The 24,509-nt window shown below is 66.3% G+C and carries 25 protein-coding genes, 1 tRNA gene, 1 other RNA gene and 4 pseudogenes; 15 read left to right on the top strand and 16 right to left on the bottom strand.

Features of this window, described 5'->3' with window-relative positions; genetic code table 11:
• The first annotated feature begins 19 nt into the window (after positions 1-19).
• The 3 genes and pseudogenes from G6N07_RS05530 to G6N07_RS20180 form a co-directional block, all read left to right on the top strand.
• Positions 20-484, top strand: coding sequence for a helix-turn-helix domain-containing protein (locus G6N07_RS05530; protein ID WP_085191981.1), 465 nt, complete (start codon positions 20-22; stop codon positions 482-484).
• Complete coding sequence (locus G6N07_RS20685) at positions 462-815, top strand: recombinase family protein (protein WP_318652443.1); 354 nt, start codon at positions 462-464, stop codon at positions 813-815. The genes G6N07_RS05530 and G6N07_RS20685 overlap by 23 nt, the downstream gene beginning before the upstream one ends.
• Positions 728-1,498 (top strand): annotated as a pseudogene (locus tag G6N07_RS20180) (recombinase family protein); the annotation flags it as partial. The gene G6N07_RS20685 and the pseudogene G6N07_RS20180, both read left to right, overlap by 88 nt.
• On the opposite strand, the gene G6N07_RS05515 reads toward G6N07_RS20180, so the two are convergent.
• The 5 genes from G6N07_RS05515 to pgm all read right to left on the bottom strand — a co-directional run bounded on the left by G6N07_RS05515 (position 1,421) and on the right by pgm (position 5,192).
• Positions 1,421-1,654: a hypothetical protein gene (locus G6N07_RS05515; protein ID WP_163784104.1), complete on the bottom strand. Its 234-nt coding sequence runs from the start codon at positions 1,652-1,654 to the stop codon at positions 1,421-1,423. The pseudogene G6N07_RS20180 and the gene G6N07_RS05515 sit on opposite strands and share 78 nt — an antisense overlap.
• A gap of 102 nt (positions 1,655-1,756) precedes the next feature.
• A complete protein-coding gene (locus tag G6N07_RS05510) occupies positions 1,757-1,969 on the bottom strand; it encodes a hypothetical protein (RefSeq protein ID WP_163784102.1) in 213 nt (70 codons plus the stop codon).
• A 175-nt stretch (positions 1,970-2,144) separates the two neighbouring features.
• Positions 2,145-2,220 (bottom strand) — tRNA-Ala (locus tag G6N07_RS05505).
• 55 nt (positions 2,221-2,275) lie between these two features.
• Positions 2,276-3,544, bottom strand: coding sequence for an MFS transporter (locus tag G6N07_RS05500; RefSeq protein ID WP_085191982.1), 1,269 nt, complete (start codon positions 3,542-3,544; stop codon positions 2,276-2,278).
• A gap of 13 nt (positions 3,545-3,557) precedes the next feature.
• Positions 3,558-5,192 carry a phosphoglucomutase (alpha-D-glucose-1,6-bisphosphate-dependent) gene (gene pgm / locus G6N07_RS05495; RefSeq protein ID WP_085191983.1) on the bottom strand — a complete coding sequence of 545 codons (1,635 nt, stop codon included), beginning with the start codon at positions 5,190-5,192 and terminating at the stop codon, positions 3,558-3,560.
• Positions 5,193-5,264: 72 nt separating this feature from the next.
• On the opposite strand from pgm, the gene crcB (G6N07_RS05490) reads away from it, so the two are divergent.
• From crcB (G6N07_RS05490) to G6N07_RS05480, 3 genes are read left to right on the top strand one after another with little or no spacing between them, the layout of a single operon-like run.
• Entirely contained in the window at positions 5,265-5,663 is a 399-nt protein-coding gene (crcB, locus tag G6N07_RS05490; RefSeq protein WP_085191984.1) for a fluoride efflux transporter CrcB, read from the top strand.
• Positions 5,660-6,019, top strand: coding sequence for a fluoride efflux transporter CrcB (gene crcB, locus G6N07_RS05485; protein WP_085191985.1), 360 nt, complete (start codon positions 5,660-5,662; stop codon positions 6,017-6,019). The genes crcB (G6N07_RS05490) and crcB (G6N07_RS05485) overlap by 4 nt, the downstream gene beginning before the upstream one ends.
• Positions 6,016-7,038 (top strand): DUF190 domain-containing protein, encoded by a 1,023-nt coding sequence (locus G6N07_RS05480; protein WP_085191986.1) that lies wholly within the window; start codon positions 6,016-6,018, stop codon positions 7,036-7,038. The genes crcB (G6N07_RS05485) and G6N07_RS05480 overlap by 4 nt, the downstream gene beginning before the upstream one ends.
• Before the next feature lie 3 nt (positions 7,039-7,041).
• On the opposite strand, the gene G6N07_RS05475 is transcribed toward G6N07_RS05480, so the two are convergent.
• Together G6N07_RS05475 and G6N07_RS05470 are read right to left on the bottom strand one after the other, a co-directional pair.
• Entirely contained in the window at positions 7,042-7,191 is a 150-nt protein-coding gene (locus G6N07_RS05475; RefSeq protein ID WP_163784100.1) for a hypothetical protein, read from the bottom strand.
• A gap of 15 nt (positions 7,192-7,206) precedes the next feature.
• Complete coding sequence (locus tag G6N07_RS05470) at positions 7,207-7,920, bottom strand: GntR family transcriptional regulator (protein WP_085191987.1); 714 nt, start codon at positions 7,918-7,920, stop codon at positions 7,207-7,209.
• A gap of 368 nt (positions 7,921-8,288) precedes the next feature.
• Here G6N07_RS05470 and G6N07_RS05465 point away from each other — a divergent pair, with 368 nt between their 5' ends.
• The 8 genes and pseudogenes from G6N07_RS05465 to G6N07_RS05430 form a co-directional block, all read left to right on the top strand.
• Entirely contained in the window at positions 8,289-9,404 is a 1,116-nt protein-coding gene (locus tag G6N07_RS05465; protein WP_085191988.1) for a TIGR03364 family FAD-dependent oxidoreductase, read from the top strand.
• 56 nt (positions 9,405-9,460) lie between these two features.
• Positions 9,461-10,111, top strand: coding sequence for a phosphonatase-like hydrolase (locus tag G6N07_RS05460; protein WP_235849830.1), 651 nt, complete (start codon positions 9,461-9,463; stop codon positions 10,109-10,111).
• Positions 10,112-10,233: 122 nt separating this feature from the next.
• Positions 10,234-11,334: an ABC transporter substrate-binding protein gene (locus G6N07_RS05455; protein ID WP_235849836.1), complete on the top strand. Its 1,101-nt coding sequence runs from the start codon at positions 10,234-10,236 to the stop codon at positions 11,332-11,334.
• Positions 11,331-12,236 carry an ABC transporter permease subunit gene (locus G6N07_RS05450; protein WP_085191991.1) on the top strand — a complete coding sequence of 302 codons (906 nt, stop codon included), beginning with the start codon at positions 11,331-11,333 and terminating at the stop codon, positions 12,234-12,236. Before G6N07_RS05455 ends, G6N07_RS05450 begins: the two co-directional genes overlap by 4 nt.
• Complete coding sequence (locus tag G6N07_RS05445) at positions 12,233-13,117, top strand: ABC transporter permease (RefSeq protein ID WP_085191992.1); 885 nt, start codon at positions 12,233-12,235, stop codon at positions 13,115-13,117. The genes G6N07_RS05450 and G6N07_RS05445 overlap by 4 nt, the downstream gene beginning before the upstream one ends.
• A 17-nt stretch (positions 13,118-13,134) precedes the next feature.
• On the top strand, positions 13,135-14,166 hold the full coding sequence (locus tag G6N07_RS05440; protein ID WP_085191993.1) for an ABC transporter ATP-binding protein: 1,032 nt from the start codon (positions 13,135-13,137) through the stop codon (positions 14,164-14,166).
• A complete protein-coding gene (locus G6N07_RS05435; RefSeq protein ID WP_085191994.1) occupies positions 14,163-15,218 on the top strand; it encodes an alkaline phosphatase family protein in 1,056 nt (351 codons plus the stop codon). Before G6N07_RS05440 ends, G6N07_RS05435 begins: the two co-directional genes overlap by 4 nt.
• Positions 15,218-15,666, top strand: a pseudogene (locus tag G6N07_RS05430) (glycoside hydrolase domain-containing protein); the annotation flags it as partial. The gene G6N07_RS05435 and the pseudogene G6N07_RS05430, both read left to right, overlap by 1 nt.
• Before the next feature lie 86 nt (positions 15,667-15,752).
• Here the strand turns inward: G6N07_RS05430 and G6N07_RS05425 are convergent.
• The 3 genes and pseudogenes from G6N07_RS05425 to lnt form a co-directional block, all read right to left on the bottom strand.
• Positions 15,753-16,838: a resuscitation-promoting factor gene (locus G6N07_RS05425; protein ID WP_235849843.1), complete on the bottom strand. Its 1,086-nt coding sequence runs from the start codon at positions 16,836-16,838 to the stop codon at positions 15,753-15,755.
• A 198-nt stretch (positions 16,839-17,036) separates the two neighbouring features.
• Positions 17,037-17,309: pseudogene (locus G6N07_RS20680) on the bottom strand (transposase); the annotation flags it as partial.
• 125 nt (positions 17,310-17,434) lie between these two features.
• Positions 17,435-18,928, bottom strand: coding sequence for an apolipoprotein N-acyltransferase (gene lnt, locus G6N07_RS05420; RefSeq protein ID WP_235849838.1), 1,494 nt, complete (start codon positions 18,926-18,928; stop codon positions 17,435-17,437).
• Positions 18,929-19,093: 165 nt separating this feature from the next.
• Here lnt and G6N07_RS05415 point away from each other — a divergent pair, with 165 nt between their 5' ends.
• On the top strand, positions 19,094-20,569 hold the full coding sequence (locus tag G6N07_RS05415; RefSeq protein ID WP_085192033.1) for a flavin-containing monooxygenase: 1,476 nt from the start codon (positions 19,094-19,096) through the stop codon (positions 20,567-20,569).
• A gap of 150 nt (positions 20,570-20,719) precedes the next feature.
• Here G6N07_RS05415 and ssrA read toward each other — a convergent pair.
• The 6 genes and pseudogenes from ssrA to G6N07_RS20165 form a co-directional block, all read right to left on the bottom strand.
• Positions 20,720-21,087: a transfer-messenger RNA gene (gene ssrA, locus G6N07_RS05410) on the bottom strand.
• A 125-nt stretch (positions 21,088-21,212) separates the two neighbouring features.
• Positions 21,213-21,803, bottom strand: a pseudogene (locus G6N07_RS05405) (EamA family transporter); the annotation flags it as partial.
• Between the two features lie 92 nt (positions 21,804-21,895).
• Positions 21,896-22,402, bottom strand: a complete 507-nt coding sequence (gene smpB, locus G6N07_RS05400) for an SsrA-binding protein SmpB (RefSeq protein ID WP_085191996.1) — start codon at positions 22,400-22,402, stop codon at positions 21,896-21,898.
• Between the two features lie 3 nt (positions 22,403-22,405).
• On the bottom strand, positions 22,406-23,299 hold the full coding sequence (gene ftsX, locus G6N07_RS05395; RefSeq protein WP_085191997.1) for a permease-like cell division protein FtsX: 894 nt from the start codon (positions 23,297-23,299) through the stop codon (positions 22,406-22,408).
• Positions 23,300-23,989 (bottom strand): cell division ATP-binding protein FtsE, encoded by a 690-nt coding sequence (gene ftsE / locus G6N07_RS05390; protein ID WP_085192034.1) that lies wholly within the window; start codon positions 23,987-23,989, stop codon positions 23,300-23,302.
• A gap of 40 nt (positions 23,990-24,029) precedes the next feature.
• Positions 24,030-24,473 carry an Rv3103c family proline-rich protein gene (locus G6N07_RS20165; protein WP_275990676.1) on the bottom strand — a complete coding sequence of 148 codons (444 nt, stop codon included), beginning with the start codon at positions 24,471-24,473 and terminating at the stop codon, positions 24,030-24,032.
• Between the last annotated feature and the right edge of the window lie 36 nt (positions 24,474-24,509).

Genomic DNA, 24,509 nt, shown 5'->3' with positions numbered 1-24,509 from the left:
ACAAGGGGGCGCCATTTTCATGACACCGGAACAAACCGTCAAACTCATAAACATACTTACCAAGAAACGCAACGAATTGCGTATGAGCGTCAACGAAGTTGCACGTCAGGCGAACGTCGACCCAGGAACGGTCTGGCATATAGAGCAGGGCATGATCGCCAAACCGCGAATGGAAAGCCTAGTAGCGATCGCACGAGTGCTCGACATCAACACCGTAGACCTATTTACTGCAGTGGGCTGGCTGACCGCCGATGAGCTGCCATCTCTCAGCACCTACCTGAGGGCCAAATCCGGCCAGCTTTCCGATGCTGCAATCACCGACATCGAGCGCTACGTCCACCGGACGCAGTACATCTACAGCCTCGCCGACAGTCACGCTCGCACCTCGTCGGCCGCTCTAAGGCTCTCGGGGAACCGCAATCAACTTCCGCCCCACACGCCGCCGACATCAAGAAGGAGAAATGAGCATGAGCCCGACGAATGACCCGATGGACGTGACCAAGGCCGTTCTTTATCTCCGCGTGTCTAGCAAGAAACAGATGGACACAGCGGTCGACATCGACCCCGACGGCAACTCCATTGCCACGCAGCGCGAAGTCAGTACCCGTAAGGCAAACGACCTTGGCGCCGATGTCGTCCGGGAGTTTGTCGAGCCGGGTGTCTCAGCATCCACGATCGAGAAGCGCCAAGCCTTCCAGGACATGCTGACATTCCTGCGAGAAAACCCGTGCGCTACGTCATCGTCTACGCCCGCTCACGCGCCTTCCGCAACTACATCGACGCCGCCATCACCAAACGGCTCCTCGACAAGCTGAACGTCAAACTCGTCTCTGCGCGAGAGGACTTCGGCGACGGCGTCTACGCCGACATGATGGAGGCCGTCACCGACATCTTCAACGATGTCCAGAACAAGCTCAGCGGTGAAGACATCCGAATCAAACTGCAGCACAAAGCCATCAACGGCGGTACTACGGGAAGAGCCCCAATCGGCTACCTCAACACCAGGACCGTAATCGAAGGGCGACAGATCAACACCGTCAGCCTCGACCCCGACCGTGCCCCATTGGTATTGAAAGCCTGCGAGCTTTACTCGACCGGCGACTACTCCATCGAACGGCTGACTGCCACGATGGCCGACCTCGGCTTGACCAGCAAGCCAACCGTCCGCTGGCCTGCAGGCCGACCGATGTCCGATACGCAAATGCACCGGATGCTCGGCGACCCCTACTACGCCGGCTTCGTCGTCTACAAAGGTGACATCTACCCCGGACGGCACGAACCGATCATCGGCCAGGACCTCTTCGAGCGTGTTCAGGAAGTCCAGCAGGCGCGCAGCGGACGCGGCACCCGCGACCGCATCCTCAACCACTACCTCAAAGGACTGCTGTTCTGCCAACGCTGCCGCGACCACGGCCGAACATCACGGCTCATTTTCACCGAAGCCAGAGGCCGCACCAGACGCTACGGCTACTTCCTTTGCCGCGCACGACAAGACGGACTCTGCGACCTGCCGCACATCGCCGTCGCGCGAATCGAGCAGGCCGTCGTCGACCACTACATCAGCTTCCAGCTTGGCGAGGACTTCGCCACCGAGTGCCAGGAGAAACTCGACGCCGCGCTCGCCGAAGCCCAAGGCAGCGAGCGAGAAGCGCATGCCGCCCTCACCCGGCGCATCAACGAACTGAATGACAAGGAGTCGCGACTAATCGACCTCGCTGCCGACGGCACACTGCCCGCCGCGAAGATCAGAACGAAACTAAACGATATCAAGATCGCCCGCGCCCGCGTCGAAGCAGGTCTCACGACAACTGCCGAACAGCTCTCCGTCGGCGCAAGTGTCCTCCGTGACGCCCTCCACCTCGTTGCGGACACCCACGATCTCTACCAGAACGGCAACAGCCAGATACGCCGCAATCTCAACGACACTTTCTTTCAGAGGCTCTACATCGACGACTGCGAAGTGACCCATGACGTACTCAAACCGCTCTTCGACGATATCGCCGAAGCGAAGAAGGTGATGACCGCCGTCGCGGCGGATACCGGAACCACGGCCCCCGTCGCGTCCCAGCGAACCAAGAACAACAAAACGGCCCCACCCGGACTCGCTGGCATTCTTTTGGCCAGCGGTTCGAGTAAGGCCGATCTGGTGGAGCTAAGGGGATTCGAACCCCTGACCCCCACACTGCCAGTGTGGTGCGCTACCAACTGCGCCATAGCCCCGTAAGTCGTGCCCACCGAAGTTACACCACGACGGGTGGCCGCTCAAAATCGCTGGTCACGGCACTTCGCCACCGGCCTCCGGTCCCAGCGGGCGGACTGGTGTGTGCTCGGTGAACGACCGCGGACGGGTCTCGGGCGCGAAGATCCAGCCCACCGCCGCCACACCCAGGATGACGCCGCTGATCAGGAACGCCCAGCCGAACGAGGTGTACTGGGCGATCAGGCCGACCAGCAGAGAGCCGCCGATCGAGCCCAAATCGGCCATCATCTGGAACGTCGCAACGGCGGTGCCGCCCCGCAACTTGTTGCCCACCACGTCGGCGACGGCGGCCTGCTGCGGCGAGACGAACACGCCCGTGGCAGCGCCCGCGATGGAGGCGGCCGCCAGGAAGACCGGCATCGACGTGGTGAACCCCACCAGCGCGGTCGACACCGCCGCCAACGCCAGCCCGAAGATCAGCAGCTTGCGGCGCCCGAGGCGGTCCGAGAGGTACCCGCTGGGGATGACGACGGAGATGTTGCCCACCGCGAACGCCGTGAGCGCCAGACCGGCCGCTCCCGGCCCACGGCCCAGCACCTCGACGACGAACAACGGCACCAGCGCGATCCGCAGGCCCAACGACGTCCACCCCGTCGCGAAGTTGGAGAACAGGGCCGCCTGATACGCCCGGTGTCGGATCACCGCCCGGAACGGCACCGGCGTCCCGGCATCCTCGTCCGCCCGGGCGACCACCACCGAGTTGCGCAGGCTGACGAAGACCACAACCGCGGCGACCAACAGGGCCGCCCCGTAGATGACGAACGGCGCCGACAACCCGAAGCCGGCGGTCAGACTGCCGAGGATGGGGCCGCCCACCGAGCCGACCATGAACCCGGACGAGAACAACCCCGCGACACGTCCCCGCGCGTCCGGGGGTGATATCCGAATCATCAGCCCCAGCGACGACACCGTGAACATCGCCGAACCGATCCCGCCCAGCGAGCGGAACAGCAAGAGCTGCCAGTAGGTCTCGGCGAATGCGCACGCCGCCGTCGACAGGGCGACGATGATCAGGCCACTGACATAGACCCGCCGCTCCCCCAGCCGCTGCACGAACAGCCCGGCCGCAGGCGCCGCGACCAGTCGCATCACCGCGAAGGCGGTGATCACGAACGTCGCCGCGCTGATGCTGACACCGAAGTGCCGTGCGTACTGCGGCAGCACCGGGGCCACCACTCCGTAGCCGAGCGCAACGACGACGTTGGCGACGACCAGTACCCACACTTCGCGCGGCAGCCGCGGTTTCGTCGTCTCCGGACAGTGGCCCTCCGTACGCGAACTCACGCACTGACCCGCTTCACGAAATGACCGCCGCCACCACGTCACGCGCAGCCGCCTGCACCTCGGCGAGGTGCTCAGGCCCCTTGAAGGACTCCGCGTAGATCTTGTACACGTCCTCGGTGCCCGAAGGCCGCGCGGCGAACCACGCGTTCTCGGTGGTCACCTTCAGCCCACCCAGCGGCGCGTCGTTGCCCGGGGCAGCCGTCAGCTTTGCCGTGATCGGCTCTCCGGCCAGCTCGGTGGCGGTGACCTGCTCCGGTGAGAGCTTGGCCAGCCGTGCCTTCTGCTCGCGGTCGGCCGGCGCGTCGATGCGCGCATAGGTCGGGGCGCCGTACTTCTCGGCGAGTTCGGCATATCGCTGCGACGGCGTCGAACCGGTCACCGCGAGGATCTCCGAAGCCAGCAGCGCCAGGATGATCCCGTCCTTGTCGGTGGTCCACACGGTGCCGTCGGTGCGCAGGAACGACGCCCCGGCACTCTCCTCGCCCCCAAAACCGATTGTGCCGCTGATCAAGCCGTCGACGAACCATTTGAAGCCGACCGGCACCTCCTGCAGTGTGCGGCCCAGACCGTCCACCACGCGGTCGATGATCGACGAGCTCACCGCGGTCTTGCCCACCGCGGTCGACGACGGCCAGTCAGGCCGGTGGGTGAACAGGTAGTCGATCGCCACGGCGAGGTAGTGGTTGGGATTCATCAATCCACCGTCGGGCGTGACGATGCCGTGCCGGTCTGAGTCGGCGTCGTTGCCGGTGGCGATCTGATAATCGCCGATCTTCCCGATAAGAGACGCCATGGCGTTGGGGGAACTGCAGTCCATCCGGATCTTGCCGTCCCCGTCGAGGGTCATGAACCGCCACGTCGCGTCCACCAGCGGGTTGACCACGGTGAGGTTCAGATTGTGTCGCTCGGCGATCGCGCCCCAGTAATCGACGCTGGCGCCGCCGAGCGGATCGGCGCCGATGCGGACCCCTTCGGCGCGGACTGCGTGGAGGTCGACCACATTCGGCAGGTCCGCCACGTAGGCATCGAGGTAGTCGTGCCGCTGCGCGGTCTGCAGCGCCCGGGCCAGAGGCATCCGTTTCACGTCGCGCAGACCGTTCCGCAGGATCTCGTTCGCCCGTCTGGCGATCGCCCCGGTGGCGTCGGTGTCGGCGGGCCCACCGTTGGACGGGTTGTACTTGAACCCGCCGTCGCGGGGCGGGTTGTGTGACGGGGTGACGACGATCCCGTCGGCGAGATCGGTGTCCCGGCCGCGGTTGAACTTCAGGATGGCGTGGCTGACGGCCGGGGTGGGTGTGTAGCGGCCGGCGGAATCTATCATCGCGACAACGTCGTTGGCGGCCAGCACCTCGAGCGCCGAGGTCCACGCCGGCTCCGACAGGGCGTGGGTGTCGCGGCCGATAAACAGCGGCCCGGTCACGCCGTGGGCGGCGCGGTACTCGACGATCGCCTGCGTGGTCGCCAGGATGTGTGCCTCGTTGAACGCCGCGTCCAGGCTGGAACCGCGGTGCCCCGAGGTGCCGAACGCCACCTGCTGGGCGACGTCGTCGGGGTCGGGATGCACGGCGTAGTACGCCGTCACGACCTGCGCGACGTCGATGAGGTCTTCGGGTTGCGCCGGCTGCCCGGCGCGGGGGTTGGCCGCCATGATCTCGATTCTGCTCCCTTACGACGTGGCGCTGTCCGACGACCGGACGGTATTCCCGCCATACTCTCGGTCATGCTTCGATTCGACGGTCGGGAATTGGCCGCGGTTTTCGTCGGCGGAGCGCTGGGCACACTGGCGCGGGCGGGGTTCGAGGAACTCGCCGCAGCCGACCCGGGCCGGTGGCCGTGGCCAACCTTCACGGTCAACATCGTGGGGGCATTCCTGCTCGGCTACGTCACCACGCGGTTACTCGAGAGGCTGCCGGTGTCGAGCTACCGCCGTCCGCTTCTGGGCACCGGCCTGTGCGGGGGCCTGACGACGTTCTCGACCATGCAGGTGGAGACGGTGCGGATGCTCGAGCACGGCCACCTCGGGCTGGCGGCCGGCTACACCGTGGCCAGCCTGGCGGCCGGACTGGCCGCGGTCGTGGTCGCGACCGCGCTGGTGAGACGGGCACGCCTCCGCCGATGATCGTGTGGGCGGGGGTGATGCTCCTCGGCGGGGCGGGCGCGGTGTGCCGATTCGTGCTGGACCGCACGGTCACCGCGGCGATGGGGCGACCGTTTCCGTTCGGCACTTTGGCGGTCAACATCAGCGGGGCCTTCGTCCTGGGGTTCCTCGGCGGTCTGGCGCTGAGACCGGAGCTGGCACTTCTCATGGGCACGGCGTTCATCGGGTCGTACACGACCTTCTCCACCTGGATGCTGGAGACCCAACGCCTCGCCGAGGAGCGCCGCGGCTGGCCGGCGGCCGCCAACGTGGTCGGCAGTGTCGCCGCCGGCCTCGCCGCCGCGGCGGTGGGTCTGTGGCTCGGGAGCCTGCTGTGAGCGGCGACCTCCTGCAGATGACCGTCTACGTCGGCGAACGTGCGCGCAGCGGTGACCGGTTCACCGCAGATGCACTACTCGACGTGTACGACGCCGAGCCGGTGGCCCACAGCATCGTGGTGCGCGGGATCGCGGGATTCGGGCCACGGCACGAACTGCGAAGCGATGTCACGCTCACCGGGTCGGAGGACCCCCCGATCGCGGTCACCGCAGTCGACACCGCCCCGACGATACGCGCTCTGGCGTCGCGGGCGGTCGAACTCGTCCCTCGAGGACTCGTCACGCTCGAATCGGTGCAGTCGGCGGACGGGCCTCTACCCGGTGGGCCGTCGGTCAAGGTGACGGCGTACGTGAAACGTGGTCACCGGACGTCAGGAGTGCTCGCCTACGCCGCCGTCTGTGACGTGCTGCATCGCCACGGGTTCCACGCCGCGACGGCCCTCCTCGGGGTCGACGGCACCGCGGGCGGGCGCAGGCAGCGTGCCGCGTTCTTCAGCCGCAACGTGACGGTGCCCGCGGTGGTCGTCGCCGTGGGCCCCTGCACGCGGGCGGTCGAGGCGCTCGACGAAGTGCACGGCACACCGGGTGTGCAGATGGTCACCGTCGCGGCGGTGGACGTATGCAAGCTCGACGGCACGCTGGTCTCACAGCCGTCGGCTGTCGCGGGCAATGATGTTCTCCAGAAGCTGACGGTGCAGACTTGCGCGTCGGCGCTCTACCACGGTGTGCCGGTACACCGGGCGCTGGTCGCCCGCCTTCGCGAAGTGCACCAGAGCGCCGGGGTCACCGTGCTTCGCGGAGTATGGGGCTCGCAGGGCGACACGGCACCGCTCGCGGACAGTCTGTTGCGCGTCGGCCGCCGTGTCCCGGTGTCGACGATCGTGGTGGACACCCACGAGCGGATCGCGGCCGGATTCGCGGTGGTCGACGCCCTGACCGCGCAGCACGGTGTGGTCACCGTCGAACCGGTGCCAGCAGCGGTGTCCATCGACAGCGGCGTCCGCCAAGGCGCGCTGTGACCTTCACCGACGGACGCGCGGCGCGCCCGACACCACCAGCGCCGCCGAGGTCCACGGGACGACGTCCCGCGCGACCGCGGCGATCGGCGTACCCGTGGCACGCACCATCCGAACCGCCCCCACACCGAACTTCGGGTAGCACTTCTCGCGCACCCGGCCAGTACGCCGTCAGTCGGGGTCGGTCAGCACTGCCTCGAACGCCACCCGGTCACCGCGGTACACGGCGCGAACGGCTTCGATCGGCACGCCCTCGGTATCCAATGAGCGCCGGTCGAGCAGCAGCATGGGCATGGCCGTGGTGGATTCGAGCAGATCCGCTTCACGGGGTGAGGGCAGCACGGTCTCGATCCGTTCGACCGCCGAAGCGAACCGCACGCCACCGGCACGGATCGCGGCATACAGCGATGTCGTAGGGTCGAACGTCCTTCTGAGATAGCCGAACCGGTGATTGGGCAGGTACGTGCTCTCCAGCCCGATGCGCTGCCCGTCGGCCAGCAGCACCCGCTCGAGATGCATGATCGGCTCTCCCGCTGGAACCGACAGCGCTGCAGCCAATGCCGGGCTGGCTTCGATGTCCTCCCAGGTGACAAGCAGACGCCCGGGGACTCGGCCCATCCGAAGCGCACCATCGGTGTAGGACTTCAACGAAAGCGGCTGGGTCAGCTTGGGCCGAGACACCACGGTACCGCGTCCGCGGCGCTCGATGCGCCCCTCCACCAGGAGCTCGTGCAATGCCTGCCGAACGGTTTCCCGTGCCACCCCGAAGCGGACGGCGAGCTCGCGCTCTGCGGGCACCGGGTCACCCTCCTGCAGGTCGGCGAGCATCTCGTCGAGCGCCGTGCGGACCACGTATGGCTTCGGCAGTCGGGCTGCTCCACTCATATCGATTGCTGTTGGCCTACAACCCGTTCCACAAGAGTAAGGATATCCCCACGTCGTGATCGGCGCGGTCCGGGCCACCGCACAGTCGGCTGTGCCGCAGTTCGTGCAGCGTGGCGGCGAGGGTCAATTCGTCATCGGCGTTGTCCTCGATCGCGCGTGCGCCCCGATTGCAGGGCGTGGCCCAGTTCGTCGACGGCCTCCCCGTCCCAGACTCCTCGTAACGAGCACAGCAGATCTGCGGTCTCCTGTCGCACCGGCATAGATCGGAGTGTATTCGCATTGGTCTATACCAATTTTTCACCTTCTGTTCGTGCTCTCAATACCCACGGGTCGAGGCGCGGTAGCCATGGCCAAGAAAGGTCCGGGACGTGCGTGTAACGGTCATCGGGGGCGGCATCCTCGGCACCACCCACGCGCTCGAGGCGATCCGCCGCGGACACGACGTCGTCCAGCTGGAACGCGAAGCCCAGGCGCGTGGCGCGACAGTGCGCAACTTCGGCCTGGTCTGGCTGTCCGGCCGGGCGGCCCACGAACTCGAGGCCACCCTGCGCGCCCGTGAACTGTGGGAGAAGCTCGGTGCCGACGTGCCCGGGGTCGGATTCCGGCCCGCTGGCTCGCTGACTCTGTTGCGCACCGGCGGTGAACTGGCCGTCGCCGAGGAAATGGTCGCCCGGGCGGACGCCGAGTTGCGTGGCTTCGCGCTACTGGACCCCGAACAGGTCGCAGCGCTGAACCCCGCCTTGCGAGGTGAGTACCTGGCCGGGCTGCGCTGTTCGACCGACGCAGTTGTCGAACCGCGGCAGGTGCTGCCCGCACTGCGCGAGCACATGGCGGCCAGCGGCCGGTACCGGTTCATGGCGGGCAGCGAGGCGCGTTCGGCCGACGGCGCTTCTGTCGTCGACGATCACGGCCGCCGCTACGACGGTGACGTGGTCATCGTGTGCCCGGGTGCCGCGCATGGCGGCCTGGTGCGGGAGCTCGCCGGTCCGCTGCCGGTGCGCCGAGTGCGGCTGCAGATGATGCAGACCGAGCCACTCGGGGAGCAGCTGACCACGGCCATCGCCGACGGCGACAGCTTCCGCTACTACCCCGGCTTCGCCGGTGCGGCACTCGAGGCGTTGCAAAGCAACGAGCCCCAGGACACCGTCGCCGACAAGCACCGCATCCAGCTGCTGTGCGTGCAACGACTACACGGCGGCTTGACGATCGGCGACACCCACGAGTATGACGAGCCGTTCGACTTCGACCTGGACGAGTCGCCGTACGCATACCTGATGGACGTCGTCGAGGGATTCCTCGGCCGCCCGTTACCTCCCGTCGTTCAGCGCTGGGCGGGCGTTTACAGCCAGAGCACCGACGCAGCCCCGCTGGCGTGCCGCACGTCGCCGGCGGACAGCGTGTGGGTCATCACGGGTCCCGGCGGCCGGGGCATGACGCTCGCACCCGCACTGGCCGAACAAACCGCCGACCTCATCAACCTCTGACCGAGAGCCGAGGCGAAACTGTGCAGCCCAACCACATTGAACTTGCTGTTATCGATATGGCCGGCACCACCGTCGCCGACGACGGACTCGTGGTCAGCGCCTTCGAGGCGGCGGCCACCGCGGCGGGATTGCCCGACTCCGGAGCTGAACGAGACGACGCCCGCCGATACCTGCTCGACACCATGGGGCAGTCGAAGATCTCCGTCTTCGAGACGCTTTTTCGTGACCAGAAGCGGGCGCAGCGCGCTAATGCCGCGTTCGAGCTCGCGTACGCCGAATTCATCGACAGTGGCCACGCCGCACCGATCGCCGGTGTGGAGGAGGCGATCACGCGACTGCGCGATGCCCGGGTGAAGGTCGCCCTGACCACCGGGTTCAGCTCGGTCATCCAGCAGAAGCTGCTCGCCGCGCTGGGTTGGCAGTCGCTGGTCGACCTGGTACTCGCACCCGGCGACGGTGTGCGCGGCCGTCCGCATCCCGACCTCATCCTCACCGCACTGATGCGGCTGCAGGTCGACGCCGTCTATGAGGTCGCTGCGTTGGGCGACACCACCAGCGACATTGAAAGCGCCCGTCGCGCAGGCGCTTCGGTGGCTGCCGGCACGCTCACCGGCGCCCACAACGAACGGGAGCTGCGAGATGCAGGAGCCACCCACATCGTCGGCTCCGTCACCCAATTCGCCGACCTCATCCTGCAGCGTCGTTGATCCCTATTCATCTCGGTCCAGAAGGAGGCCCCACAATGTATGTACCTGGGTATGTACCTGGTCAACAGAGCAGAACACCCCAATGTGAGAGCGGACGCCGGTCACGACGGCTGATCCCCGCGGTGCTGACGGCGATCGCGCTGCCGCTTGTGTCGTGCAGCGGCTCGGACGCCGGCACGCCTGCCGACGCCTCGGCGCCCGCGGACGTCACCGCCGCCAAGGAGCAGGCGAAGTCGTTCCGAACCGCGGGCATGCCCGACGACTGGATCAACTTCGGCGAGTTCTATCAGTCGGTCTGTGACACCTACGAGCTGGGCTGCAACGGCTTTGCGGTCGAGGCCAAGAACCGCACCGACACCGACATGAGTTCAGCTGAGGAGATCGCCGCCTTCAAGAACGAGACGACCAACGCGCCGATGTGCTCGGATATCGGCATCGCCTTCGGTCAGGTGGCCGAAGAGGAGGGCGTGTTGCTCGACTACATGCCCGAAGCGGCCGCCGAACTACCGGACGCTTACAAGTCCGCCACCGGTGGATGGGTCGCCACGGCCGTGGGCGTCATCTCCATCATCACCAACACGTCGGTGGTGCCCAGCCCGCCGAAATCCTTCGCTGATCTGCTCAAGCCCGAGTACAAGGGGAAGGTGTCCATGTCGAACCCCATCACCTCAGGAACCGGGCAGGCCACCGTGTTCTCGACCGCCGCGGCACTGTCGACCACCAAGGGTGAATTCGACCTGGACGCCGCGATCGACTACTGGGCCGAGTTCTTCCGGCTGGGTCAGCGCAACGACGCCGAATACTCGGCCGCGGCATTCGAGCGCGGGGAGACGCCGATCCGGCTCGCCTACGACTTCGTCAACATCCAGACCGCCGATCTCGTCAAGAACAAGGGCATCGGCGTCGACATCACGATTCCGGAAGAGGGCGGCGTCTGGTCACCGTCGGCGACGATGTGCAACAAGAAGACCGAGGACCCCGATCTGGCGAAACTCGTTCTCGACCATACGCTTTCCGACGAAGGTCAGCTGGTCTTCGCCAGGGTCGGCGCCCGCCCCGTTCTCTACACCCTGGGCAAGCTCGAGGTCCCGGAGGAACTAAAGGCATCGTGGCTGCCGGAAGCGGAGTACGTCAACGTGGCGGAGTATCCCGGCGATGAGTGGCCCAACCCGTCCGTCGTCGCCGAGCGCTGGGAGAACGAAGTGCTCACGGAGGCCGGATGACACCTGGGCCGGTCTCCGAGGCTGCTCGCCGGCGGCTGGGCGAACTACGATCTGCGATGACGCAGTGGGCACCCGCCGTGCCGTTCATCCTGACTGCCGGAGTGCTGTTGGTCGCGGCGGCGTGGTGGCTTGTTCGCCTCAGCTTTTCCGGGCCCGACGGCGGTTGGACGCTGGAACCCTGGCGCGACATCTTCACCCAGCAGATCACCCGCGACGCGATGGTGCGCTCTTTTGCCCTGGCAACACTCGTGGCGACGATCTGCACGGTCGCCGGCTCGGTGCTTGCCTACCAGGTGGCGAGCCTGGGCCGCCACGGCCGCGCCGGCTCGCAGGCGCTGCTCAACGTCGCCGCCAACTTCGGCGGCGCCTCGTTGGCGATCGCCATGGTGTCGACGCTGGGAGCGGTCGGGTTCGTCCGGCTGCTCCTGCAGGACTGGTTCTCCTACACCCTGGGGCTCAACCTGTACTCGTTCTGGGGGCTCGTCGTCACCTACGTGTACTTCATTCTTCCGCTCTACGTGCTACTGGTGCTGCCGGCGATGTCGGTGATCCGACCTGAATGGTGGGAAGCGGTGCAAACCGCCGGTGGTGGGCGCTGGTATTTCTGGCGCCGTGTCGGCGTTCCGGTGCTCTTTCCGTTTCTACTGTCCGGATGGGTGCTGACCTTCGCGTGGTCGCTCGGTCAGTTCTCGGTTCCGTATGCCTTACTCGGTGAGACGTCGACGAGGTTCTTGATCACAACGCGACTGGGCAACTTCTTGTTCTCTGCCACCGGCGGTGGCAACAGGTTCGAGCGGGCAGCGGCGCTGGCGGTGTTGTTGATGGTCATCTCGGCGGTGGCGCTCGTCCTCTATCGGATGATCGCCTCCCGCATGCTGGCGCGGCTGGAGGGGGCGCGATGACGACAACCGCTCCGATCGCCGTGTCCGCCCACATCCCTCGCGTTCGGGTCAGCACGCGTAACTGGCCGAAGTGGACCCTGCTGGGAGCGTGGGGAGTCTTCCTGGCGCTTCCCGTGGTCGCCACGCTGCTCTACTCGGTTGCGACGGTCTGGCGCAATCAGGCTTTCCCCGACGGCTTCACCCTGCGGTGGTGGATCGACACACTCAGCGAACCGCGTGTCGTGTCGGCATTGCTGAAGTCGACCTGGCTGGCCGCGGTGACGGTGGTCATCGTCGCGATACTCGTTCTTCCGGCGCTGTATTGGGCATACGTGCGCAATCCGCGCATCCGCACGGTGATGCAGTTGTGTGCGCTGCTGCCGTTCGCACTGCCGTTCGTGGTGCTCGCGTACGGCATCAAACGCCTGGCCGGCGCGAGCGAGCTGACCCAGCCGTGGGAGTCGAGCGTCCTTCTCGTCGTGCTCGGCCACGTGGCGCTGGCGTTCCCGTTCTTCCTGTGGCCGGTCGACGGTTCGATGGCGTCGGCCGGGGCGCGCCGGTTGTCGGAGGCGGCTGAAGCATCGGGGGCCTCGCCGTTTTCAACCCTTGTCCGCGTGATCATTCCGAACATTCGCACAGGGATTATCACCGGATCTATCCTCACGTTCGCCACCTCTTTCGGGGAATACTCGATCGCTCGGGTCATCACCGGCAACTCGTTCGAGACGCTGCCGGTCTGGCAGGTGGCCGCGCTCGACGACACCCGCGGGAATCCCAACGGCGTTGCCGTCATGGCGATGTTCACCTTCGTGCTCATGTTCGTCGTGTCGGTGCTCCTGGCCCGAGCGAGCCAGGGGGAGCCGCTTCGTCTGCTGCCGGGCATCGATGATCGGGCCAAATAGCAACAAGAGGAGGAGCCGTGCCAAGCGCAGTACGAATCGAAGCGGTGAGAAAAACCTACGGGGCGACGGTTGCACTCGACAATGTCTCGCTCGACATCGAAGAGGGCCAGATGGTGGCTCTGCTCGGGCCGTCCGGGTGCGGCAAGACCACGTTGCTGCGCGCCATCGCGGGCCTCGACGGCATCGACAGCGGCGTCATCCGGATCGGGGACCGCGACGTAACGAGCACCCCGGCACGGCAGCGCCCCATCGGCATGGTGTTCCAGCATTACGCCCTGTTCCCCAATATGACGGTCGCCCAAAACATCTCGTTTCCCCTCGACATCAGGAGACAGCGGCGCGCGGCGCGGTCCGCGAGGGTGGCCGAGCTCCTGGAGTTGACCGGAATGACCGACCTGGCCGGACGTTATCCGAATGAGCTATCCGGCGGCCAACAGCAACGCGTCGCCCTGGCACGCGCGCTGGCCCCGGAACCCGACGTCCTGCTCCTCGACGAACCGCTCGCGGCGCTCGATGCCACGATCCGGAACGGCCTGCGCGACGAGATCCGGCGCATTCAGCACCGCATAGGCATCACTGCGGTTTTCGTCACGCACGACCAGTCCGAGGCAATGGCCGTCGCCGACCGGGTGGCGGTGATGGACGGTGGCCGCATCCTGGAGGCGGCCCCGCCGGCCGAGATCTACGACCGGCCCGTCTCCCGGTTCGCCGCTACGTTCGTCGGATCCCGCAACGCGATCGAGCTTCCCATCGACCCGGACCGCATGGTCCGCTGGGGCGAGGCCTTCGCGGTCCCAGCGCCGCAAGGCGGCAACGGTAAGGCGCTCGCGGTCTTTCGACCAGAGGATGTGCGGATCACCGAGCACGGGGGGATGGCCGCGGCGGTCGATGTCGTCGTCTTCCTCGGCGCGATCAGCCGTGTCTACGTCACGGTGGACGGGCACACGCTCCACGTCGACCTGCCGTCTCCCGAAGCCGCGGCGTTCTCGCACGGTCAACGGGTCGGGGTGGCCGTCGCGCCGGACGCCGTTCGCGTGTTCGCCGCATGAGTCTGGCGGTCGTCTTCGTCATCCTCGACGGGGTCGGTGCCCGCCAAGTCCGTCCGGAGACCATGCCCGCACTGCACGCTCTGGCAACGGCAGGGGCGTGGCGCCCTGACGGCGCGCAGGCGGTGCTGTGTTCGGCGACCTACCCGAACATTCTCACACTGGTGACCGGGAGGTCTCCCGAGGTGCACCGGGTGTTCGCGAACCCCCTTGTCGGACCCCAATTTGTCGGACATCAATTTGTCGGACATCAATTCACCGCTGATGCGTACGCACCGACGTTGTTCGAGCTGGCAGCGTCGAGCTCCTCCGAAGTGGTGGTCGGGGACCAACATCTCATCGACGTCGCCGGAGCCCGCTCCGCGGGCCGGCATTGGCCGCCCGATGGCACGCTTCCACCGTCGGCGATGCGCGACGAATTCGGTTACGCCGCCGACGAGGAGGTCTTACCGCGGGCCGTCGAGGCCGCGGAGAGGCGGTCGGACCTGCTCGTCGTGCACCTCAACGGTCCAGACACCGCTGCCCATCTCCACGGACCCGAAAGCGCACGTGCTGCAGACGCATACCGGTCGGCGGACGCTACCGTGGCTAACCTCGTCGAGGTGCTGCGGCCCCGCTGGGACGAGCTGGTGGTGCTCATCACCTCCGATCACGACCAGGAACCGGTGGACGACCAGCGGCGCATCGACCTCGCCCGCCTGGCCACCACGCGCGGAGTTGATGCCACCGTGTACCACGAAGGGACGGCCGCGCTGGTGATCGGCGGGGATGCCGGAGACGATCGCTGGCTGGCCGGCGTTCCGGGGATCGAACGATCCTGGCTGTGCGAGCCGGGCCTGCGTATGGTCGCGTCCACCCCGCATGCCTGGTTCGCGTCGGCCACCCAGTCGAGTCGCCACGGCGCTCACGGCGGTCCCAGAACTCGAGACCAGGTAGCCATAGCCACCGGCGGCCACCCAATGGTTTCCGAGATTGCGGATAGGTGGCGCCGTCGCCGCCCTCACGCAGAGGACTGGACGGGACTGATTCTCGCCGCGCTGCGCGACGGTAGCTAGATTTCAAACCCGTCACCCGTGGCTATGCGGATGCGCCCCGCGCAGTGAAGCTTCACGTGGTCAGCTGTTACCAGTACGGCGAACCCGGTTGGCCCACGCTGTCGGATTACACCCGGGGATACGACCGCGGTCTGGCCGACGAACGAACGGCCCTGCGCCTGAATGCCGCCGCAGGAGGGTCGGGATCGGCACAAATCTTCTTCAGCGTCGACTCTTCTTCAGCGTCGATGAGGATATCGAAGACGACACCTGGAACACCGTCGCGGTCGAGTGGTTCAGAGGTGTCAACTTCAGAGGTATCAACTCGGTGCTGGGCGTTCACCGCACCGGGATCTACGGGCATTCCTGCGCGGGTGCGTCGGCGATCACCGACGGGGTGATCGGCCGGTCGACCACGCCGGATCACTGGTGGGCATGGCAGACCAAGGCATGGTCCGCCGGCGAGCGCTAGCCCAGGGCGGTGCTCTATCAGTCGGTCGTCGCCGCCGCGGCCGCATCCCGTCGTCCCCAGATCGGGTAGATGGCCGACGCTGGTCAGCGCCGCACCCGTCTGCTGCACACCGGCCAGGCGCCCCAGCCCTGCCCGGCCTGTGTCAGTTCGGCGATGGCGATCTGCTCTTCGCGGGTGGCCAGGTCGGCGCGCGGCGCGTAGCGCAATCCGCCGAAGCTCTCCCAGGTGCTCTGGGTGAACTGCACACCGCCGTAGAACCCGTTGCCTGTGTTGATGGCCCAGTTGCCGCTGGATTCGCAGGAGGCGAGCGCGTCCCACGTGGCGCTGTCGTGTACCGGCGGAACGGTGGTGCCCGGTTTCGCGCCGACCCGCTGGACCTGCGGCCGGGCCGGGGTGACGATGCTGCGAGCCAGCACCTGTCGGCCGGTCACCCGGCCGTTGACCGTCGAGATGGCGAAGGTGACGTCCTGGGTGCCGGCCGTACCGGGGTCGTCGACGACGCGGCGGCTGATGTTGATCGAGGGGTCGTGGATGCGGCGCAGCGGTGCAGGCAAGGGCAGGCGTTCGGAAACCTTGTGCACCCGAATGCGGGTCACCACGATCTGCATCCCGGCGACGACGGCCGTCGCTGCCGGAGGCATGACCCTGTCGGTCTGCTGAAGCGGCGCGCCGGCGGCTTCGAGGAGCCCGCCGACGGTCGCCGCCGCCAGCCGTCGCTCGCTGACGACACCGCCGTCGTTGATGCGCACCCGCTTCGGGGTGACCACCGGCAGCGCCATACCGGCCACCGGGACGCGACTGGCACGTGAGGCGGTAACGGGCGCCACGTCGTGCATCGACAGCTGTTCGAGTGCGTCGCCGACGGTCAGCGCGGTCGTCCACACCTGCTCACCGGGCTGTCCGTCGACTGAAACCTGCAGTGGCCGAGCACGCCTCAACACGATCGTGTCGGCCGCGCGGACCGACTGGTTGGCGGCCGGACTGATCTCGTCGTGCTCGCCGACGGCATAGCCGTTGTCCCGCAGCACGTCGATCACCCGCGACTTCATCGTCGACACCGTCGTCGAGACCCCGTCGACCGAAAGCGTGACCCGCTTGGTCGCCGCCACGGTGTAACCACCCGCGCACATCAGCGCCACCAGCACCGCGCCGGCCAACGCACGCCGCACATTCGAGGTTCCCGCGGAAGGATCACGGCACGTCGCGTCCTCGGCGGTGTCGGTGCGTTCGGCGTCGGCCAACAGGGCCAGAACTTCCTCCGCCAGTGCGCCCCTGGTCGTGCCCTCCAGCGCGATCCGGCCCAACCGGTCGACACCCGCGCTCTGACAACACAACAGTGCCTGCACGAACAAGGGCAGCAAAGCGGCCAGGTGCCGCCTGCGAAACCGCGCGATCGCACGATGGTGCGGGACCTGGCCCACCGCCAGCCACCGAAAGCAAGGATCGTCGAGGCACTTTCGTTCGAGTTGCCGTGACGAACACACCCCGCTGGCGTACCCGTAGAACAGAACGGCGACCATCAGGCGCGGGTCACAGGGCGTTTCGCCGCACTGTCCGGCGTCGGAAGCCCGAATGCGGCCGAGGTCGGGATGTCCGTCGACCAGTACAGCGATCAACCGGGACAGGTATTCGGCCGGCATCCCCCCGTCCAGCGACGGGGGCGAGTCGTACCCACGGCGGTCAGCGGATCCGCCAAACGCCTTGTCCACCAAGGTCACGGTGCTCATCAGCGACCCATCATGCCTCCGATCCGGCGCTGAGTCGCTCACCCCGCCCGGCGTGTTGTATGGCGAGCCACGCGGTACCGCACGGCCGCCACGGCAATACCACAGGCGAAGATCGAAAGCGCCATTGCCAGTACCCAATTGCCGGACCGTCCGAATGTGGTGGTGTGCGATCCGAGCGGGACGTCCACCACCAGCACGCCGCTCTCGGTGGCGGCGTACCAGCCGAGTTGCCGTCCTCGTGCGTCGAAGGCAGAACTGACACCTGACAACCCGGTGTGCACGGCCGGGTGCCCCACCTCAGCGGCGTGTACAGCGACCATGCTGGCCAACTGCGGCTGCGCCCAACTCCCTTGGTAGGTGGAAGTGGAGCTCTGATACACCAGCAACTGTGCGCCGCGAGCCACCAGTTCACGGGGAAGATCGGAGAACGTCGTCTCGAAACTGATCAGCGGCCCGAGGGCGAGGTCTTCGGTGTACAGCACGATGATTCCGCTGCCGCGCCGTCGGTCTTCCGCCGCCGCCTTCGTATGCCGGGTGGCCCAACCGAACAGCGGCCGCAACGGAACGTATTCGCCGAACGGCACGAGCCGCGTCTTCCGGTACGTGCCGCGAATGCCCCCGGGTCCGATGAGGACCGAAGATTTGGAGATTCCCCCGGTGCGATCACGGGCGTCGACGTTGACGACCAGGTCCGCGCCGACCCGGCTGGACAGGCCCGCGAGACGCGCCACGGCGTCCCGGTCGCCGGTGAGGTCGACCCCGACGCTGCTCTCACCCCAGACGACCAGGTCGAGCCGCCGGCCACGCAAGTCCTCGGTCAGCGCTTCGCCGGCGGCCTGACGGGCGACGGAGTCCTCGATATCGCCCGGTTGCACGAGCGCCACCCGTACCGTCGAACCGGTCGGCGGCGCAGGTCCCAACCAGAAGCATGCCGGTCCGAGGGCCGCACACGCCAGTGCGACCGCAGCCGCGACCAGGCGTACGGGCAAGTTCCGGTTCACGATCACCCTGGCCACCGCGGTGTTCGCGGCGACGATCAGGAAGCTGGTGAGCCACACGCCGCCGAGCGATGCGGAGGCAAGTGTGACCGGTTGATTCCACTGCGAGGCGCCCAGAATCGCCCACGGACCGCCCAGGCTCGGCCAGGAGCGGACCGCTTCAGCGACCACCCAGGCGCTGGGCAGCACCGCCATGGCGGCGAACGTCCTGCCGACCGTATGCGGTGGTCCGCGCAGAAGCAGAAACGCGGCCACGCCCCACGGTAGCCACAACGCGCCGAGTCCGATGGCGAGCACCAGCAGCAGCGGGCCGGCGCTCGGCAGCAGCCAGTACTGGGTGGCCAGTATGTAGCCGGCCATGCCGCACCACGCCCGAAGAGCCGCCGTCCGGGCGGTGGGCGCGGCGCGGACGACAAGAAGCAGTGGGACGATGCCGATCCAGGCCAACCACCACCACGACGGCGCCGGAAACGCGAGCGCAGGCAGTGCGCCGACGACGAGAGCAGCCGCGAGACCGACCCAAGACGCGTTCACACCGCACACCGCTCAAGGGTCACATTCCGCCGACGTCTTGTCCGATATCGCTACGGTGATCGACCATGCGGCTTGACCGCGCGGGCACGCTTGGGTCACTCGGACTGCACATCGCCGATCAAGCATGTTGCCGAGACGGTGATCTTGCTGTTAATGTCCATTAACATGTCTGAGTTTTTCGATGTGATCGTCGTCGGTGCCGGGGTCTCCGGCATAAGCGCTGCCTGGCACCTGCAGGATCGCTGCCCCGACAAGAGCTATGTGGTCCTCGAGCGGAGATCAGACCTCGGTGGTACGTGGGACTTGTTCAAGTACCCGGGCATCCGGTCGGACTCCGATATGTGCACCTTCGGGTTCCGCTTCAAGCCATGGCACTCCCCGAGGTGGACTGTCGATGCAGCGTCGATCAAGAGCTATCTGCGCGAAGTGGTGACCGAGAACGGAATCGATCAACACATCCGGCTCGGCACCGAGGTGCTGTCTGCCGACTGGTCCGACGCCGACAGGCGCTGGACTATCAGGACGCTTCAAAACGGACAAGAGACCGAGTTCCAGGCCGGGTTCCTCTTCATGTGCAGCGGCTACTACAACTACGACGAGGGTTATCGCCCGAAGTTTCCCGGCGAGGAGAATTTCGGGGGGACAATCGTGCATCCCCAGCACTGGCCCGAAGACCTCGACTATGCGGGTAAGAACGTCGTCGTCATCGGCAGTGGCGCTACTGCGATCACTCTCATCCCGTCGTTGATCGACTCGGGCGCCGGCCACGTAACGATGCTGCAGCGGTCACCTACATACATCGGATCGCTGCCGAACGTCGACCCTATCGCCGCACAACTTATCAAGTGGCTACCGACCGACAACGCGGACTTCGTCAACCGTTGGAAGAACATTTTGTTCGCGGTGGCGCAGTATCAGTTGGCGCGCCGCTTCCCGGGGGCTATGCGCAAGGCGATGATCGCTATGGCTAAGCGCCAGCTACCCGCCGGCTATGACGTGGACAAGCACTTCTCGCCGAAGTACAACCCGTGGGACGAACGGGTGTGCCTGGCGCCGGACGGTGACTTCTTCACGGCAATCCGAAGCGGCAAAGCAGATGTGGTCACCGATACCATCGACCACTTCACCAATACCGGGATCAAGCTTTCGTCGGGTGATGAGTTGACCGCCGATGTGATCGTGACGGCAACCGGTTTGAACATGCGGCTCTTCGGTGGCACCAAGATCGCGCGGAACGGCCAGGCTGTCGACCCCGCGAAGTCGATGACCTATAGGTCCATGATGCTGTCAGACGTGCCAAATATGGCGTTCACCATGGGTTACATCAACGCGTCGTGGACCTTGAAGGCAGATCTGGTGTCAGAATTCGTCGCTCGCTTACTCAATCATATGGACGCACACGGCTACGACACCGTGGTGGCCCCCCACCCCGGCGAAGATGTCGAAGAACGGCCCTTCGCCGATTTCGCACCCGGCTACTTCCAACGCGCTATGGATCAGTTGCCGAAAGCGGGATCTCGTGGGCCATGGCAGGTCAAACACAATTACCTATTCGACATCCGCAAAATCCGCCGAGGAAAAATCGACGAAGGATTGCAATTCACGACCCGAAAGTCGAAACAGGTACCGGTTTCCGTCTGAGCCTTCAGGCCGAAGGGGAAGGTCGCGGCGGCGGCGTTGTCGACAGCTGCTCGCCAGTGGTGCGCGCCCGCGGTCCCGGCCGCGATGTTGATGAGATGTTGACAGCAAGAAAGCTGGTCAGAGTCTTAAGGCTCTGACCAGTTTCTTCTGTTGTGGAGCCGCCGGGAATCGAACCCGGGTCCTACGGCATTCCCTCAAGGCTTCTCCGTGCGCAGTTCGCTATGCCTCTACTCGGATCTCCTGATCACGCGAACAAGTCAGGATGACGATCCCAGTCGCTGTTTGATGTCCCTCCAGGTCCCGCGACCGGACCTGAAGGTGGGTCCCTCTAGATGACGCCAGGGTCCGGGCCGAGGGCGCTCCCGGTCTGACGGACTAGCTTCGCTTAGGCAGCGAGAGCGTAGTCGCGCTGATTGGTATCGGCGCTTAATTGGTTGCAGCGACGCTTGCGGTGGTCTCTTGCCTGCACCGGCACGCTTCCCTTGATTCGATGCGCGAAGTCGAAACCGTTCAGCCCCTCGCATCCCTGCCGGCCTTCAGCAGGAAGATCAATGGTACGCCAGATTCAACGTCGTCCTCCACCCCTTTGTTCCGCGGGTCGCGGGCGCGGAACGGCCTCTTCGCGGGGCAAATCGGCTAACCTCGCGGCGATCATCGCGACGGCACCGACCGCCATGGCCATGCCGACGGCCTGCCAGGGTGTCACCCGTTCCCGCAGGACCACGATCGCCAAGAGCACCGTCGCCACCGGGTAGAGCGACATCAGCACACCGGACAACGACAACAGCGATGCCTGCAGCGCGAGCAGCATGGCCACGTTCGCGCCGGTGTCGAGCACACCGGCAAGCACCGCCAGCTTCAGCGGCACCCCGGTCGGCGCCTTCACCTGTCTGGTTCCGACCGCGATCCCCCATCACCAGCACGGTCGCCGCCACTCGCGCGAACACCAGCGGCCAGAGCCCGGCCGCGTGCGGCGCCTGGTCGACCAGCACGAAGTTCATCCCGAAAGCAATTCCCGACCCGACGGGCAACGCGGCCACGAGTACCGCGGTCAACGGCGACACCACAGAGATCGGGCCCGCGCCCAGAACGGCGTAGAACCACCACACGCCGAGGCCTTGCGCGAGTCCGCTCAGCGCGCCCCAGAAGAGCGCTCCTCGCGAGATCTCCCCGCCGCAGCCACGGCCAACACCGCGAGCAGCACCATCGCGATCGGGTAGGAGATCAGCACCACCCGTAGCGCAGCGACCCTTCGCGCGGCGATCGCACCGACGAAGTCGCTGACCCCGTAGCCGGCCGCCGAGGCCAGCGCGAAAACAATCCCTATCAGGACATACCTTTGGCCCGGCGGCCCAGCTCGCGGACGACTTCGCGCTCGGCGTCGCGACGTGCCAGGTCCTGGCGCTTGTCGTGGGCCTGCTTACCCCGGGCCAGCGCGAGTTCCACCTTGACCTTGCCGCCGGAGAAGTACAGCGACAGCGGCACCAGCGTCAGGTTGCCGTCGCGGATCTTGCCGACCAATTGATCGATCTGCTTGCGGTGCAACAGCAGCTTGCGGTTGCGCCGCGGCGCATGGTTGGTCCACGTGCCGTGGTGATACTCCGGGATGTGCAGATTGCGCAGCCAGATCTCGCCGTCATCGACGGTGGCGAACGCGTCCGCCAGCGACGCCTGCCCGTCGCGCAGACTCTTCACCTCGGTGCCCAGCAAAGCGATACCGGCCTCGTAGGTGTCGAGGATCGCGTAGTTGTGCCGGGCCCTACGGTTACTGGCGACGATCTGGTTGTTGGGGTCCTTCGTTCCCCCGGCTTTCCCGGCCTTCTTTGCTGCCACGATTTACTTTCGCACGTACAGGCGCAGCGTGACGTACGCGGTCACGCCGGCCATCGCCACGCCCACAAACAACAGGACCGGTGCGATGTACAGAATGTCCGCGAAGTCGATCCGGGCGATCAGGTTGGCTTGGTAGAACTGGTTCAACGCGTTCTCTAGGAAGGCCGCCCGCACCACCACGAGCCCGGCGATCGCGATGACGACGCCGATCAGGGCGGCGAGCATCGCTTCCAGCAGGAACGGCAGCTGCGTGTACCAGCGGCTCGCACCGACCAACCGCATGATGCCGACTTCGGTGCGGCGCGTGTAGGCGGCCACCTGCACCATGTTGGCGATCAGCAGCACGGCACCGATCGCCTGGACCAACGCCACGGCGAACGCGGCGTTACTCAAGCCGTCGAGCACCGCGAACAATCGGTCCACCAGGTCCTTCTGGTTCTGCACCCCCTGGACGCCGGGTTGCCCGACCATCGCCCTGTCGAACTCCTGGTGTTGCTCCGGATCGACCAGCTTCACCACGAACGACGCGGGGAACGCGTCCTTACCCGCAACGTCCTTGTACTGCGGGAACTTGCGGATCGCGTCGTCGTAGGCGTCGTCGCGGTTGAGGAACACGACCGACTGGACGTCGTTCCGCTCCTCCAGTTCGGTCCGCAGAGTCTGGCACGGGTCCGCATCGCAGGTCGGATCACTCGCCGAGACCTCCGGGGTCAGGAACACCTGACTCTCCACCCGGTCGAGATAGATGTCCTTGGAGTTGTCGGCCAATCGCACGATCAGCAGACCCCCACCGAGCAGACCGATGGAGATCGCGGTCGTCAGGATCATCGCCACCGTCATCGTGACGTTGCGACGAAGTCCGGTCAAAACCTCATTGATCAGAAATCCGAAGCGCACTTAGCGATCCATTCCGTAGACACCGCGCCGCTCGTCGCGGACCAGTCGGCCCAGCTCCAGTTCGAGCACGCGTTGGCGCATCGAGTCGACGATGTGATGGTCATGAGTGGCCATCAGCACGGTCGTACCCGTGCGGTTGATGCGCTCCAGCAGGTCCATGATGTCCTTGCTCGTCTCCGGATCCAGGTTCCCGGTCGGCTCGTCGGCCAGCAGTACCAGCGGCCGGTTCACGAACGCCCGGGCAATTGCCACCCGCTGCTGTTCGCCGCCGGACAGCTCGGCCGGAAGACGGTTGGCCTTCCCCGACAGCCCGACCATCTCGAGCACGTCGGGCACCACCCGGTTGATCACCTCGGACCGTTTCCCGATGACCTCGAGCGCGAACGCGACGTTCTCGCACACCGTCTTCTGCTGTAGCAACCGGAAGTCCTGGAACACGCAGCCCATCACCTGCCGCAGGCTCGGGATGTGCCGCCCAGGCAGTTTGTTGACGTGGAACTTCGATACCCGGATGTCGCCGGACGTCGGGGTGTCCTCGGCGAGCAGAAGTCGCATGAACGTCGACTTGCCAGAACCGGACGGCCCGATGAGGAACACGAATTCACCCTTGTCGATCTTGAGCGACACGTTGTCCAGCGCGGGTCGCGCCGAGGACTTGTACTGCTTCGTCACGCGGTCGAGGGTGATCATCACGGCTCGCCAGTGTAGCGGGGTGTCCGCGTGCGACCGGTTACGGCGGTGGCAGCGGCAGGCCGGGTAGGGGCTGCGGTCCAGCTGGGGGCGCCGGAGTCTCGGTGACGGTCCGGGGGGGCAGTAAACCGGGGCCGTCGGGGTCGATCACCGTCGTCGGCGGCGTCGGGGTCGGCGGGGTCGAGGTCGGCGGGGTCGAGGTCGGCGACGTCGGGCTGGTCGTCGTGGTCTCCGTCGGGCTCGTGGTCGTCGGCGCGGTGGTAGTGGACGTGGACGTCCGCGGGGCGCGCCACGTGGTCGTTGCCGGGGCCTCCACCTGGGTTCGTGGCACCCAGGTGTAGTCGGGGTCGGGCACGAATCCGGGTGGCACGACCTGCTGCGTGGGATTCTGCGGCGGCGGCTCGTAGACCTGGTAAAGCCAGAAGAGCGCGACGAACGCCACGAGGAGGCCCACCGTGGACGTCCGCACCCGGCCGCCCGGCATGTACCGCGGCCACGCTCGCTGGTCGTTCTGCACGTA

The sequence above is a fragment of the Mycolicibacterium doricum genome (assembly GCF_010728155.1).
Taxonomy (GTDB): Bacteria; Actinomycetota; Actinomycetes; order Mycobacteriales; family Mycobacteriaceae; genus Mycobacterium; species Mycobacterium doricum.
Note: the sequence above shows the minus strand (reverse complement) of the source record. Positions and strands in the feature narration are given on the sequence as shown.

Bases quoted from the DNA above. Each gene is read 5' to 3' on its own strand.
- G6N07_RS05415 (WP_085192033.1), top strand. From the start codon at position 19,094: ATGTCTGAGTTTTTCGATGTGATCGTCGTCGGTGCCGGGGTCTCCGGC.
- G6N07_RS05445 (WP_085191992.1), top strand. From the start codon at position 12,233: ATGACGACAACCGCTCCGATCGCCGTGTCCGCCCACATCCCTCGCGTT.
- G6N07_RS20685 (WP_318652443.1), top strand. From the start codon at position 462: ATGAGCATGAGCCCGACGAATGACCCGATGGACGTGACCAAGGCCGTT.
- G6N07_RS05510 (WP_163784102.1), bottom strand. From the start codon at position 1,969: ATGGGTCACTTCGCAGTCGTCGATGTAGAGCCTCTGAAAGAAAGTGTC.
- ftsE (WP_085192034.1), bottom strand. From the start codon at position 23,989: ATGATCACCCTCGACCGCGTGACGAAGCAGTACAAGTCCTCGGCGCGA.
- G6N07_RS05470 (WP_085191987.1), bottom strand. From the start codon at position 7,920: ATGAGTGGAGCAGCCCGACTGCCGAAGCCATACGTGGTCCGCACGGCG.
- G6N07_RS05435 (WP_085191994.1), top strand. From the start codon at position 14,163: ATGAGTCTGGCGGTCGTCTTCGTCATCCTCGACGGGGTCGGTGCCCGC.
- pgm (WP_085191983.1), bottom strand. From the start codon at position 5,192: ATGGCGGCCAACCCCCGCGCCGGGCAGCCGGCGCAACCCGAAGACCTC.
- G6N07_RS20165 (WP_275990676.1), bottom strand. From the start codon at position 24,473: ATGCCGGGCGGCCGGGTGCGGACGTCCACGGTGGGCCTCCTCGTGGCG.
- G6N07_RS05450 (WP_085191991.1), top strand. From the start codon at position 11,331: ATGACACCTGGGCCGGTCTCCGAGGCTGCTCGCCGGCGGCTGGGCGAA.
- G6N07_RS05460 (WP_235849830.1), top strand. From the start codon at position 9,461: ATGGCCGGCACCACCGTCGCCGACGACGGACTCGTGGTCAGCGCCTTC.
- G6N07_RS05515 (WP_163784104.1), bottom strand. From the start codon at position 1,654: ATGCGCTTCTCGCTCGCTGCCTTGGGCTTCGGCGAGCGCGGCGTCGAG.
- G6N07_RS05530 (WP_085191981.1), top strand. From the start codon at position 20: ATGACACCGGAACAAACCGTCAAACTCATAAACATACTTACCAAGAAA.
- crcB (WP_085191985.1), top strand. From the start codon at position 5,660: ATGATCGTGTGGGCGGGGGTGATGCTCCTCGGCGGGGCGGGCGCGGTG.
- crcB (WP_085191984.1), top strand. From the start codon at position 5,265: ATGCTTCGATTCGACGGTCGGGAATTGGCCGCGGTTTTCGTCGGCGGA.